The sequence below is a fragment of the Ruegeria sp. R13_0 genome (genome assembly GCF_017743995.1).
Classification (GTDB): Bacteria; Pseudomonadota; Alphaproteobacteria; order Rhodobacterales; family Rhodobacteraceae; genus Ruegeria.
Window position 1 is genome coordinate 82109 of the sequence record NZ_JAGHRB010000009.1, and the last position, 13163, is coordinate 95271.

Genomic DNA, 13163 nt, shown 5'->3' on the forward strand with positions numbered 1-13163 from the left:
AGGCAGAGCCTCGCAAAGAGTCTGCCATGTCCCAAACACGAACTCGGTCCACCTTCCCCCCTCCAGTGATGGAGGCGCGGCGTTGGTTGGACGGTGTGGTGTTTCCCAACGACCGGTCTTTGATCAATGTCAGCCAGGCCGCGCCGGTTGACCCTCCGCCGCTATCCATGCGGCAGGCCATAGCCGAGTTCACCGTGGCCGAAGACAGCGCCCACCTTTATGGGCCTGTTCTTGGCAATGACGATCTGCGCGCGGAATTGGCTGCGCAAATCAGCGATCACTATGCCGGACAGGTTTTACCTGATCAGATCGCCATAACATCAGGTTGCAATCAAGCATTCTCAGCCGTGATTTCGGCGCTCACCGACGAAGGGGATGAGGTCATCCTCCCTACCCCTTGGTATTTCAACCATAAAATGTGGCTGGACATGGCAGGTGTGCGGGCCGTGGACTTGCCCACGGGCGACGATTTGCTGCCCGATCCAGAGGCGGCGCGCGCTTTGATCACCGAGAAAACCCGCGCCATTTCTCTTGTGACCCCAAACAACCCGGGCGGCGTCGAATATCCGGCCGAATTGGTCAGCGCCTTCTACGATCTCGCGCGCGAGGTAGGCATTCGCTTGCTGGTCGACGAAACCTACCGCGATTTTGACAGCCGCAGTGGCCCTCCGCATGACCTGTTCCAAAAGCCCGGCTGGGATGAGACGCTGGTGCATCTCTATTCCTTCTCCAAAGCCTACCGCCTGACCGGACATCGCGTCGGCGCGGTTGCAACCAGCGCAAGCCTGCTGGCCGAGGCCGAGAAATTTCTCGACACTGTCGCCATCTGCCCTGGTCAGATCGGCCAGTTTGCCGCCCTTTGGGGAATGCAGAACCTGTCGCAATGGCTTGCCGGAGAGCGGGACGAAATCCTCGACCGCCGCGCCGCGATTGCTGAAGGCATGCCTCAGCTCGAGGCCAAAGGTTGGCGCCTGCTGGGTCTTGGTGCCTATTTCGCCTATCTCGAGCACCCGTTCGACCTCCCGTCGGACGAGCTGGCGCAAAGACTGGTGCCCGAGGCCGGTATCCTGCTGCTGCCCGGCACCATGTTCATGCCTGATCACGACCCGGCCGGAAAACGTCAGGTGCGCATCGCGTTCGCCAATCTCGACCGCGCCGGGATCGCCCAATTGTTCGACCGGTTGCAGGCTCTGTCCTTCTAAGCTTGCCCCCCGGCGGTGCCCGTCGTATTCAGGGCCGCAACCAACAGGGCAAGCAGTAAGAGGGCATCATGGCCGCAGGCAAAAACAGCATCTCGAAAACCTTTGTCTGGATTCTGATGGGCCTTCTGTTCGTAGGCCTCGCAGGGTTTGGCGCCACCAGCCTGACCGGCACCATCCGCACGGTTGCGCAGGTCGGGGATGAGAGTATCTCGGTCGACGCCTATGTCCGCGAACTTCAACGCGAAATCCGCGCGGTTGAGGCGCAGACCGGCCAAGCCCTGCAGATGTCTCAGGCGCGTGAGCTGGGTCTGGAACAGCTCGCCCTGTCCCGCCTGATCGCTCTGGCCGCGCTAGATAACGAGGTGGGTCAACTGGGCCTGTCCATTGGCGACGAGAACTTGCAAGATGAGATCGTCTCGATCCCGGCCTTTCAGGGCGTGAACGGCACGTTCGACCGCGAAGCCTACCGCTTTCAGCTGGAACAGATCGGGATGACCGATACCGAGTTCGAATCGGACCTGCGCAAAGAATCCTCGCGCACCATCGTACAGGGCGCGATCATCGGCGGTGTTGAAATGCCCTCAACGCTGACCGACACATTGACAAATTACATCGGCGCGCGCCGCAGCTTTACCGTGGCGACTTTGGGTACGGATGCGTTGGAAACGCCGGTGGGTGATCCGACCGACGCGCAGATCCAAGATTACTACGACGAGAACACCGACCAATTCACCCTGCCCCGCACTAAGCGTCTGACCTATGCGATCCTGTCGCCAGAAATGCTGCTGGATACAGTTGAAGTGGACGAGGACACGCTGCGCCGCCTCTATGATGAGCGCGCCGATGAGTATCAGCAGCCCGAGCGCCGCTTGGTCGAACGCTTGAACTTCCCGGATGAGGACTCCGCGAACAACGCCAAAGCCCAGTTGGAGGTCGGTGGCACCACCTTCGAGCAACTCGTGCGCGAACGCGAGCTTGAGCTGAGCGATATTGATCTGGGCGATGTGACCCGCGACGATCTGGGAGAAGCTGCGGATGAGGTCTTTGCTGCTGAGCTGGACTCGGTCGTTGGCCCTCTGCCTTCCGTGTTCGGCCCGGCGCTGTTCCGCATCAACGGCTCACTGGCGGCCAACAACGTCCCGTTCGAGGATGCCGAGCCTGCCCTGCGGGAAGAACTGGCCTCGGACCGCGCGCGTCGTTTGATCGAAGCACAATCCGAAGACATCAACGATATGCTCGCCGGTGGCGCCACGCTCGAAGAGCTGGCCCAGGAAACCGATATGGAGCTGGGCCAAATCGACTGGACCCGCGACAGTGTGGATGAAGTCGCCGCTTATGACGGCTTCCGCAGCGCGGCTGAGGCTGTACGCGACGGCGACTTCCCCGAGATCGACTTTCTGGAGGACGGCTCGATCTTCGCTCTGCGTCTGAACGAAGAACTGGCGCCACGCCCGGAGCCTCTGGACAGCGCCCGTGACCGCGTCGCCGCTGCATGGGTTGCCGCCGAAACCGCCAAAGCGCTGCAAGAGCAGGCCAATTCTGTTGTCACCACCCTGGCAACGGATGGCGATTTCACCGCCACCGGCCTGCCGTTCCGCGTGGAAAACGCCCTGACGCGGACTGCGTTTCTGGATGACGTCCCCGCAAACTTCATGAACGAAGTCTTCGAGATGGAGCCCGGCGACCTGCGCGTCGTTGACGGCGAAGGAACTGCCCTGATCGTCCGTCTGGACGAGGTTCTGCCCCCGGCAGAAAGCGATGAGCTGCGTCAATTGAGCGACGCTCTGTCCGCGCAGATGAATCAGGCGCTGGCGCAGAACATCTTTGACGCCTATGTGCGCGACGCCCAAACCCGCGCGCGCCCGGTTGTCGACCAGCAGGCCCTGAACGCCGTACAGGCGAGTTATTGAACGAGACCCAAATGGCCCTGACACCCGAATATGAAAGCTTCGCGCGCGCCTATGAAGCGGGCGAAAACCAGGTCGTATATACGCGCCTTGCGGCCGATCTCGACACACCTGTCTCGCTGATGCTGAAACTGACAGGGGCGCAGAAAGATGCCTTTGTCCTGGAATCGGTTACCGGAGGCGAAGTGCGCGGGCGCTACTCGATCATCGGTATGAAACCCGATTTGATCTGGCGCTGCCGGGGCGAGGAGTCCGAGCTGAACCGCTCGGCCCGGTTTGATGGCGAAGCCTTCACGCCGCAAGAAGGCAATCCGATGGATAACCTGCGCGCGCTGCTGGCCGAAAGCCGCATCGACCTGCCCGATGATCTACCCCAAGCGGCGGCTGGGCTGTTCGGCTATCTGGGCTATGACATGGTCCGTCTGGTCGAATATCTGCCTGATGTGAACCCCGACCCGCTGGGCCTGCCGGACGCCATCATGCAACGCCCCTCGGTCATTGCGGTGCTGGACGGTGTTAAGGGCGAGGTGACCGTCGTGTCCCCGGCGTGGGTGACCGAAGGCCAATCGGCCAAGGCCGCCTATGCGCAGGCAGCCGAGCGTGTGATGGACGCGGTGCGTGATCTGGAACGCGCCATGCCCACTGAGACCCGCGATCTGGGGGATGCGCATGAGGTTGCGCCTCCGGTGTCGAATTTTACCAAATCCGGCTATATGGAGGCGGTTGAAAAGGCCAAGGAGTACATCCGCGCAGGCGATATCTTTCAGGTCGTCCCAGCCCAACGCTGGACGCAGGACTTCCCGCTGCCGCCTTTTGCGCTCTACCGGTCGCTCCGCCGCACGAACCCGTCGCCCTTCATGTTTTACTTCAACTTCGGCGGCTTTCAGGTCGTGGGCGCGAGCCCCGAGATTCTGGTGCGCGTCTTCGGCAGCGAAGTGACAATCCGCCCGATCGCTGGGACTCGCCCGCGTGGCGCAACCCCGGAAGAGGATAAGGCAAACGAGCTTGACCTGCTGGCCGACAAAAAAGAACTGGCCGAGCATCTGATGCTGCTGGATCTGGGTCGCAACGACACCGGCCGCGTCGCCAAGATCGGCACCGTTCGCCCAACCGAAGAGTTCATCATCGAACGCTACAGCCATGTGATGCATATCGTCTCGAACGTGGTCGGAGAGCTGGCCGAAGACAAAGACGCGTTGGATGCGTTCTTTGCCGGGATGCCTGCGGGCACCGTCTCGGGCGCGCCCAAAGTGCGCGCGATGGAGATTATTGATGAGCTGGAGCCCGAAAAACGCGGCGTTTATGGCGGCGGTGTTGGGTATTTCAGTGCAGGCGGCGACATGGATATGTGTATCGCCCTGCGTACGGCTATCGTGAAGGATCACAAGCTCTATATCCAAGCCGGTGGCGGCGTTGTCTATGACAGCGACCCTGAGGCCGAGTATATGGAAACCGTCCATAAATCCAACGCCATACGACGGGCGGCGGCGGATGCGGCCCGGTTCACAGGCAACAGGAACTCATAAAGAAAGGGCGGCTGATCACAGGATCAACCGCCCTTCGCTTTTCTGCGGAAACGTTACTGAACTTCGCGTTTCATAACCGCCGAGATCGGCGCCATGGCAACCCGGTTGCCGCGATCCTCAAGCCCCCACAGCAGCAGGGCCGAGATTGTCTCGGGGCGCACGCGTCCCAGCATTACAACCGTCCCCTCCTGCCCGGCGCGGAATGCTGCCTGATCCAGGAAACGACGCATGATCTTCGGATCCTGCCGCGCACCATCGATATCGCGGAACACCACGCCAGAGGGGATGCCGTTGCGCGCGGCCAGTTTCTGGACCGTGTTCAGCCCGTTATCCTGCGTGATCAACCCGCGACCGGTGGCCGCCGCAATCGACGCAACCTGATCGGCCAGTTTCCGATTGCCCTGAATTCCGCTTTCGACACCTTCCAGAATACCAACTGTCTCGTGCAGCGTGTCCAGCCATACGGCCATCGATACCTCGGCATCCTGCGCGCTGGCGGATTCATGCAGATCGGCCATGGCCAGAACCTCAAACCCGGCGGCGCGATGGCGGGCCATTTTCTCGGCGGCGTCAGGGTCGGATGGGCTGATCGCGAAGCTGACGGGATACGGGAAGTCCTGCAACGCTTCGGCTCCGAAAGAGCCCTCATCATCGATCAGGATAATCGACATCAGAGGCTTGGCTTCGGGGTTTTCAAAGCTGGCAGCGTAGTCCTCGATCGGCTTTCCGGTCATCTCGTCTACGACCGCTTCATCGGTTTCGACCGGTGTATCGTCTCGCTCGGTCAGGGGGACAACGCGCGTGCCAACCAATGTGTTGGTCGAGGTCGTGTCCTCTCCGCCGATCTGGGGAAGTGCGGCCAGTTTGGGCAGATTGCGGGGCAAGGTGTCCTCATCCCCTTCCACAGCGATTGGGCTGTTTTCAAAGGGATTCTCTTCATCCAGCTCAGCCTCTTCGGGCGCAAGCTGCGATGGCAGTTCGGGCAAAAGCGTCGCCACATCTTCTGGCTCGGCAGAGGGTTCCGGCGCTTCATCCACAACAACCGGCGCCGCGTCTGTTTCCGGCGACGCGGGGGCGGTACTGGGTGCCTGCGGAGCAGCCGGCGCGTCGGTCATGACGGTCACGCTGGTTTGATCCTCGGCCTGAGGCTCCTGCAACGCGTCCCCGGCCTCAGCCACGGAGGGCTGTTCGTCCGGCACCGTTTCCAGATCGGACAGATCAAGCGCCTCATCCGGCGCTTCGGCGGGTTTCGGCCCAGCAGGCGGCAGTTCGACCAGATCCGCGTCCGACGGGGTCTCGGCGATTTGTTCCGGTGCTTCGGGTGTTTCAACATCTACCGGTTCGGGAGCCTGGGTCTTGACCACTGGCTTATTGGCCAGCGGCGTGTTGAGCGACAACATCACCCCTACGATCAAAACAACGACCGCCCCGACGATCATTCCTCCGAAAAATCCACGCATTGCTCGTGCCTCTCGACTTCTTATCTTGCCTCGCCCATTCTGCGCCATCTTTTGTGGCGCTCGACCTGATAGCGGGTCAAGAACGGGATGTCCTCTTGACGCTGCCTCACAAGCCTGAGCATGTATGTCCCGACATTATACCGTGGCCCGGGGCTGCATCGCCAGCCTGAAATGCCCAAGCGAAGACAAGTGCCAAATGCTGCTGCTGATCGACAACTACGACTCGTTTACCTACAACCTGGTGCATTATCTGGGCGAACTTGGGGCCGAAATGGTCATTCGCCGGAATGATGCGCTTGACGTGCAAGAGGCCATGGCGATGAATCCCGCCGGTATCCTGCTGAGCCCCGGCCCCTGCGACCCGGATCAGGCGGGCATCTGTCTTGCCCTGACCGAAGCCGCAGCCGAGACCAAAACTCCGCTTTTGGGTGTGTGCCTGGGGCACCAGACCATCGGGCAATCTTTTGGCGGTAAAGTCGTGCGTTGCCATGAGATCGTGCATGGCAAGATGGGCACCATGAACCACACCGGCAAAGGTGTTTTCGCCGGGCTTCCTTCTCCGTTTGAGGCCACGCGCTATCACTCGCTGGTGGTTGAACCCGAGAGCCTGCCCGACTGCCTCGAGATCACGGCAGAACTGGAAGACGGCACCATCATGGGGCTGCAGCACAAAGAGCTGCCCATCCACGGCGTCCAGTTCCATCCGGAATCCATCGCGTCCGAGCATGGCCACGCCCTCCTCAAGAACTTCCTGCAAGAGTTGAAAGTCCCCGCATGAGCGACGCCCTGAAACCGCTGATCGGAGCGTCCGCCGACCGCCCTCTGACCCGTGCCGAGGCCGAGCAGGCCTTTGCCATCCTCTTCGACGGCGAAGCCACGCCCAGCCAGATCGGCGGTCTGTTGATGGCAATGCGCACACGCGGCGAAACGGTCGAGGAATATGCCGCCGCCGCCGCCGTTATGCGTGCCAAATGCAACGCGGTGAAGGCACCCGAGGGCGCGATGGACATTGTCGGAACGGGCGGTGATGGCAAGCACACGCTCAACATTTCCACCGCGACGGCCTTTGTGACTGCCGGGGCCGGAGTGACGGTCGCCAAACACGGCAACCGCAATCTCAGCTCCAAATCGGGGACCGCTGATCTGCAAGCGCAGATGGGTATCAACGTAATGGTTGGCCCTCAAGTGGTTGAAAAGGCGCTGAATGAGGCCAGTATCTGCTTCATGATGGCCCCAATGCATCACCCTGCGATCGCCCATGTCATGCCCTCGCGGCAAGAGCTTGGAACCCGCACGATCTTCAACATTCTGGGACCGCTGACCAACCCCGCAGGCGTCAAACGCCAGCTGACCGGCGCCTTCACGCGCGAGCTGATCCGCCCCATGGCCGAAACGCTGGGCCTGCTGGGGTCCGAGCGCGCGTGGCTGGTACATGGCTCAGACGGCACAGATGAACTGACGATCACCGGCATCAGCTGGGTCGCCGCTTTGGAAGACGGTCGCGTCAAAGAGGTCGAACTACATCCCGAAGATGCCGGTCTGCCCGTCCATCCATTCGAAGATATCGTCGGCGGAACACCCGAAGACAACGCTGTCGCATTCCGTGCCTTGCTGGACGGCGTGCCCTCGGCCTATCGCGATGCGACGCTGTTGAACGCAGCGGCCGCTCTGGTCGTTGCTGATGCCGCGTCAGATCTGCGCGAAGGTGTTGAAATGGCTGCTGATAGCATCGACAGTGGCAAAGCAAAAGAAAAAGTCACCGCGCTGGCGCGGATCACACAGGAAGCCGCATGACCGAGACCGTTCTGGACAAAATCAAAGCCTACAAGCTGGAAGAAATCGAAGCGGACAAGGCGCAAAAATCCCTGGATGAGCTTGAAAGCGAAGCCAGAAACGCGCCCGAAGTTCGCGGCTTTGCCGAGGCTTTGCGTAAAGCCGCCCGGTCTGGCTATGGCCTGATTGCCGAGGTAAAAAAGGCCAGCCCGTCCAAAGGCTTGATCCGTCCCGACTTTGATCCGCCGGCGCTGGCAAAAGCCTATGAAGACGGCGGCGCGGCTTGTTTGTCGGTCCTGACGGATACGCCCAGTTTCCAAGGTGCCAAGGAATTCCTGACCGCCGCACGTGCCGCGACCAACCTGCCCGCGCTGCGCAAGGATTTCATGTATGACCCCTATCAGGTGGTCGAAGCCCGCGCTTTGGGCGCCGACTGCATCCTGATCATCATGGCCTCGGTCGAGGACGCTCAGGCCGCCGAGTTGGAACAGACGGCGTTTGACTGGGGTATGGACGTCCTGATCGAGGTTCACGATCAGGAAGAGCTGGAGCGCGCAACCGAACTCAAAAGCCCTCTGATCGGGATAAATAACCGCAATCTCAAGACCTTCGAGACAACTCTGGATACAACGCGTCGCCTGTCCAAGCTGGTGCCCGGGGATCGTACCATCGTCTGCGAAAGCGGCTTGGGTACACCCGAGGATCTGGCGGACATTGCTCGCTACGGCGCGCGCTGCTTTCTGATCGGTGAAAGCCTGATGCGACAGGATGACGTTGCCTCGGCCACCCGCCACATCCTCTCCAACCCGCTGATCCCCGGGGTGATGTGATGCCTCTCACCCATTTTGATGCGCAGGGACAGGCTCATATGGTCGATGTCTCGGATAAAGAGGTGACCGACCGCGTGGCAGTAGCCGCCGGTCACATCAAGATGGCCCAGGAAACCTTTGATTTGATTTCAGAAGGTCGCGCCAAGAAAGGTGACGTTCTGGGTATCGCACGGCTTGCGGGAATCATGGGGGCCAAGAAAACCCCGGACCTGATCCCGCTTTGCCACCCTCTGCCGGTGACCAAGGTCGCGGTCGAGTTGACGCTGGACCCCGACCTGCCTGGTGTTCAGATCGAGGCCACCGTCAAGACCTCGGGCCAGACAGGCGTTGAGATGGAGGCCCTGACCGCCGTTTCGACCGCAGCGCTGACCGTCTATGACATGACCAAGGCGGTCGACAAGGCGATGGAGATCGGCGGCATTCGCGTTTTGCTGAAAGATGGCGGTAAATCAGGGCGTTACGAGGCGACATGATCACTGTCGAAGACGCCCGCGCCCTACTTTTTGATCTGGTTGAAACGCTGCCCGTAGAAACCGTCCCTCTGGCTGAGGCCGCAGGTCGTGTGCTGGCGCAGGACGTGAGCGCTACGCGTGAACAACCGCCTTTCGCGGCCTCTTCCATGGATGGCTATGCGGTCAAAGCGGCCGAGGTTGAGTTGCACGCAATGTTCAAACTGGTGGGTGAATCGGCAGCCGGAAACCGCTTTGACGGCGTAGTGGGTCCGGGTCAGGCCGTGCGTATATTCACCGGCGCGCCAGTGCCGGAAGGTACTGATTTCGTTGTAATTCAGGAAGATGTCGACCGCAAGGGCGACCTCATCACCATCAGCGACGATCCCGGCCAAAAGACCAATATCCGACCGGCGGGCATAGACTTCAACAAGGGCACCTCAATCACCGCCCCGCGCGTGATCCGCCCCGAGGATATGGCGCTCATGGCGGCGATGAATATCCCTCAGGTCCCCGTGACTCGGAAACCACAGATCGCATTGATCTCGACCGGGGATGAGTTGGTGATGCCCGGAGAGGTTCCGGGTCCGGATCAGATCATCGCGTCCAATACGTTCGGCCTGAAGGCGCTGTTGGAGCGCGAGGGCGCGCATGTTCGCATTCTCCCCATCGCGCGGGATACCGCATCGTCGCTGGAAACCGCCTTTGGTCTGGCCAAAGGCGCGGATCTGGTGGTCACGATCGGAGGTGCCTCTGTCGGCGACTATGATCTTGTCTCTGACGTCTCCGAGGCGTTGGGCATGGATCGGTCCTTCTACAAGATTCGCATGCGGCCCGGAAAACCTCTGATGGCCGGTCGCATGGGGGATGCAGCGATGGTCGGTCTGCCTGGAAACCCTGTGAGTGCAATGGTTTGCGGCTATTTGTTCCTTGTTCCTCTGGTCCGGCGGATGCTGGGGCTGGAGGCCATTCTCAACCCGTTCAAAACGACCGTATTGACGGAACCGCTTGCAGCCAATGGTCCGCGTGAACACTACATGCGCGCGGTTTTCGATGAAAACGGCATTCGGGCCTGCGCGGATCAGGACAGTTCCTTGCTGAGCGTTCTGGCCGACGCGAATGCTCTACTGATGCGCCCGCCGCAGGATCCGGCCTTGCCCGCAGGGGCCAAAGTTCAATACCTGCTGCTGTAGAACATCCTCAAAATCGTTGACACAAAACGTGAACATGCGTAGAACAAATGCAAACGCATAAGCGACGAGGTATGAGCGATGCTGACCAAGAAGCAGCTGGATTTGCTGGAATTCATCCACAAACGCGTACAAGCGGACGGTGTTCCGCCGAGCTTTGACGAAATGAAGGCGGCGTTGGACCTTCGATCCAAATCCGGCATCCACCGTCTGATCACCGCGCTTGAAGAACGCGGCTTTATTCGGCGTCTGGCACACCGCGCCCGCGCGATTGAGATTGTCAAACTTCCAGAGAGCTTAGGCGGAGAGCCCACGGCGGGCTTTACCCCCCGCGTGATCGAAGGCGACAAGCCCGAGGGCCCGCGCCCTGCCAATTTCGAGCCAGTCTCGGTCGACGCGATGGAGCTACCAGTCATGGGCCGGATCGCAGCCGGTGTGCCAATCGAGGCGATCAGCCATGTCTCACACCGCGTTGCAGTGCCCGGCCCGATGGTCTCGGGCCAGGGGTTGCATTATGCACTTGAGGTCCGCGGAGATTCGATGATCGACGCCGGGATCAATGATGGCGACGTTGTGGTGATCCGCGAAACCTCAACCGCAGACAATGGCGATATCGTTGTCGCTCTGGTCGAAGATCAGGAGGCGACGCTGAAACGGTTCTTCCGCCGTGGCAAAGCCATCGCGCTGGAGGCTGCGAACCCCGCCTATGAAACTCGTGTTCTGCCGCAGGAAAAAGTCAAGGTTCAGGGCCGTCTGGTCGGATTGATCCGGACCTACTGATTGCCAGCATTCGAGCGGGTCCCCGTGGATTTCGGGGACCACAGCCGATCCCCAATCCTTTCAGCGCTTGAAGTGATTTTACCACCTGAGATCGACAAGCTTCCGGTTTCATACAGCCGGTCCGGGTCGAAGATGGTGCAACCTCCACTAAGTTTCAGATCGACCGAAGACACAATGATCTGACCGGTATTGCATTCGTCAAACTCAAGCGCCGCGCGTTTGCCGGTCAGGTGGATCACCTCTGCCCCGGTCAAAGCGATCCTTTGCACTTGACCCGCATGGCCAGGCCATCGACTGGCCGCCTGCCCTTGTGTCAAACCGTCTCCGTCATTCTCAAGCCAGACCGTGGCCACGAATCCGCTGCCCTTCTCTTTGCTGAGCGCGCGGCCCTCAGTGGTCATGACGCCGACCAGCCCACCGGATTCGGCGATCAGAACCTCAGGCCGGTTGCCCGAGGTCCAAAGCACAAAGGCCAAGACCACCGGAGCCACCCCAACCCATCGCACTCGGCCCTGCCACAAAGCCAGCCAAAGCGCCCCCAACGCGATCATGGGCAGGGCAAACCATGGCGGGCCAACCACATAGCCCTGAGATCCGTCCAACCCGGACACCCACTCCGCGATCATCAGGATCCAACACAGTCCCAGCCCCATGACCTCAAGCGCGATCCACTCCAGCCTGAAAGGCGCCAACAGCGCCGCGACAACGGCTGCGGGCACGACGATGGACCCCATGACAGGCACGGAAAGCAGATTGGCCAACAGGCCGTAGTGCGACATTGTATTAAAATGCGCCGCTCCGATTGGTGCGGTCGCAAGGCCCGCGATGGCCGAGGACATCAGAAGACCAATCGCAGCTTTGGACCATTTCGGCCCCGGCATGGGTCCGAAATCACGCAGTGCTCCGAATACAGCGACCAGAGCGGTGGTCGCCGCGAATGACATTTGGAAACCGGGGCTGAGCAGCGTTTCGGGGCGCAGGGTCAACACAATCAATGCGGCCACCGCGACGGCCCGTAGCGAAATGGCGCGCCGGTCGATCAGGACCGCTCCGAACATGACGCTGACCATGACAAAGGCCCGCTCGGTCGCGACATTGCCGCCGGACAACATCAGGTAAATAACGGCGGCCAACAACGCACATCCAGCGGCGAATTTGCGGACGGGTACACGGAGGGCCAGTGCGGGGATCGCTGACAATCCAACGCGACAAACCATGAAAACAAACCCGGTCAGCAACCCCATATGCAGGCCTGAAATCGCCAGAAGATGCGCCAGGTTTGACGCGCGAAGTGCATCGAGCGTGTCTTGCCCCATGCCGCTGCGGTCTCCTGTCATGACGGCGGCTGCGAATCCTCCGACCTCGCCCGGAAGATGGGCGCGCACATGGTCCGAGATTGCCATGCGAATGGCCGTGACCCGAACGCCCTGCACAGCGTCCTGCGGCGGCGCGATGGTCATCACCGGTACCCGGGTGTACCCAACGGCGCCCAGCCCCTGAAACCAGGCGTGACGGCGGAAATCGAACCCTCCGGGCTCGACAGGGCCTTGCGGCGGGGACAGATGCGCCGTGGTCATGATCCGTTGTCCCGGCGCGATGGGCCCGACCTCGGAATGAACGGAAAGACGGATGCGCTGCGGACGCCGGTACTCTGGCACGTCCCCTACCCGCACCTGATCCAACGTCAATCGCAGCGCATCCGAGGCGGAGCGGTCCATGGCGACGACCCTCCCCTCGATTGGGCCATAGTATCGCCATGACAGAACCGGTTCCGCCACCATATGGGCGCGGGCACCTGCCAGCAGAAAGCCAGCCGCCACCAGCGCCCCCCCGATTGCCAACGCGCCCCATCCGGCGGGCAACACACGACCCAAGCCGATCAAAGCCAAGCCTGCCACGGCCAGACCCAAGTACAAAGGCCCCTCAGGTTCGAACCGCAATCCGAAATAGAGACCGATCCCAAGGCCCAAACACACCGGAGACCACGGAAACAAAAACCCGATCTGGTTCAGCAGCGCCAACCGGACCTGTGCGAGAACACGCATG

The 13163-nt window shown here is 61.0% G+C and carries 11 protein-coding genes; 9 read left to right on the plus strand and 2 right to left on the minus strand.

Annotated elements, in window-relative coordinates; all coding sequences use genetic code 11:
• Positions 1-26: 26 nt before the first annotated feature.
• The 3 genes from J7394_RS13155 (at position 27) to trpE (ending at position 4635) form a co-directional block, all read left to right on the plus strand.
• Entirely contained in the window at positions 27-1202 is a 1176-nt protein-coding gene (locus tag J7394_RS13155) for an aminotransferase (RefSeq protein WP_209253638.1), read from the plus strand.
• 68 nt (positions 1203-1270) lie between these two features.
• On the plus strand, positions 1271-3112 hold the full coding sequence (locus tag J7394_RS13160; RefSeq protein ID WP_209253639.1) for a SurA N-terminal domain-containing protein: 1842 nt from the start codon (positions 1271-1273) through the stop codon (positions 3110-3112).
• Between the two features lie 11 nt (positions 3113-3123).
• Entirely contained in the window at positions 3124-4635 is a 1512-nt protein-coding gene (gene trpE, locus J7394_RS13165) for an anthranilate synthase component I (protein WP_209253641.1), read from the plus strand.
• Positions 4636-4688: 53 nt separating this feature from the next.
• Here trpE and J7394_RS13170 read toward each other — a convergent pair whose 3' ends face one another.
• Positions 4689-6095, minus strand: a complete 1407-nt coding sequence (locus tag J7394_RS13170; protein ID WP_209253642.1) for a divergent polysaccharide deacetylase family protein — start codon at positions 6093-6095, stop codon at positions 4689-4691.
• 196 nt (positions 6096-6291) lie between these two features.
• Between J7394_RS13170 and J7394_RS13175 the strand changes: the two genes are divergently transcribed.
• From J7394_RS13175 to lexA, 6 genes are all read left to right on the plus strand, one after another.
• Entirely contained in the window at positions 6292-6873 is a 582-nt protein-coding gene (locus J7394_RS13175; protein WP_209253842.1) for an aminodeoxychorismate/anthranilate synthase component II, read from the plus strand.
• Positions 6870-7889 carry an anthranilate phosphoribosyltransferase gene (gene trpD / locus J7394_RS13180; protein ID WP_209253643.1) on the plus strand — a complete coding sequence of 340 codons (1020 nt, stop codon included), beginning with the start codon at positions 6870-6872 and terminating at the stop codon, positions 7887-7889. Before J7394_RS13175 ends, trpD begins: the two co-directional genes overlap by 4 nt.
• On the plus strand, positions 7886-8698 hold the full coding sequence (gene trpC / locus J7394_RS13185) for an indole-3-glycerol phosphate synthase TrpC (protein ID WP_209253644.1): 813 nt from the start codon (positions 7886-7888) through the stop codon (positions 8696-8698). The genes trpD and trpC overlap by 4 nt, the downstream gene beginning before the upstream one ends.
• Positions 8698-9171: a cyclic pyranopterin monophosphate synthase MoaC gene (gene moaC, locus J7394_RS13190; RefSeq protein WP_209253645.1), complete on the plus strand. Its 474-nt coding sequence runs from the start codon at positions 8698-8700 to the stop codon at positions 9169-9171. The genes trpC and moaC overlap by 1 nt, the downstream gene beginning before the upstream one ends.
• Positions 9168-10340: a gephyrin-like molybdotransferase Glp gene (glp, locus tag J7394_RS13195; RefSeq protein ID WP_209253646.1), complete on the plus strand. Its 1173-nt coding sequence runs from the start codon at positions 9168-9170 to the stop codon at positions 10338-10340. The genes moaC and glp overlap by 4 nt, the downstream gene beginning before the upstream one ends.
• Before the next feature lie 78 nt (positions 10341-10418).
• Positions 10419-11117 carry a transcriptional repressor LexA gene (gene lexA / locus J7394_RS13200; RefSeq protein ID WP_209253647.1) on the plus strand — a complete coding sequence of 233 codons (699 nt, stop codon included), beginning with the start codon at positions 10419-10421 and terminating at the stop codon, positions 11115-11117.
• On the opposite strand, the gene J7394_RS13205 is transcribed toward lexA, so the two are convergent.
• Positions 11111-13162, minus strand: a complete 2052-nt coding sequence (locus J7394_RS13205; RefSeq protein WP_209253649.1) for a ComEC/Rec2 family competence protein — start codon at positions 13160-13162, stop codon at positions 11111-11113. The two genes, lexA and J7394_RS13205, sit on opposite strands and share 7 nt — an antisense overlap.
• Position 13163: the final 1 nt, after the last annotated feature.

Bases quoted from the DNA above. Each gene is read 5' to 3' on its own strand.
- trpE (WP_209253641.1), top strand. From the start codon at position 3,124: ATGGCCCTGACACCCGAATATGAAAGCTTCGCGCGCGCCTATGAAGCG.
- J7394_RS13155 (WP_209253638.1), top strand. From the start codon at position 27: ATGTCCCAAACACGAACTCGGTCCACCTTCCCCCCTCCAGTGATGGAG.
- moaC (WP_209253645.1), top strand. From the start codon at position 8,698: ATGCCTCTCACCCATTTTGATGCGCAGGGACAGGCTCATATGGTCGAT.
- lexA (WP_209253647.1), top strand. From the start codon at position 10,419: ATGCTGACCAAGAAGCAGCTGGATTTGCTGGAATTCATCCACAAACGC.
- J7394_RS13160 (WP_209253639.1), top strand. From the start codon at position 1,271: ATGGCCGCAGGCAAAAACAGCATCTCGAAAACCTTTGTCTGGATTCTG.
- trpC (WP_209253644.1), top strand. From the start codon at position 7,886: ATGACCGAGACCGTTCTGGACAAAATCAAAGCCTACAAGCTGGAAGAA.
- J7394_RS13205 (WP_209253649.1), bottom strand. From the start codon at position 13,162: ATGCGTGTTCTCGCACAGGTCCGGTTGGCGCTGCTGAACCAGATCGGG.
- trpD (WP_209253643.1), top strand. From the start codon at position 6,870: ATGAGCGACGCCCTGAAACCGCTGATCGGAGCGTCCGCCGACCGCCCT.
- glp (WP_209253646.1), top strand. From the start codon at position 9,168: ATGATCACTGTCGAAGACGCCCGCGCCCTACTTTTTGATCTGGTTGAA.
- J7394_RS13170 (WP_209253642.1), bottom strand. From the start codon at position 6,095: ATGCGTGGATTTTTCGGAGGAATGATCGTCGGGGCGGTCGTTGTTTTG.
- J7394_RS13175 (WP_209253842.1), top strand. From the start codon at position 6,292: ATGCTGCTGCTGATCGACAACTACGACTCGTTTACCTACAACCTGGTG.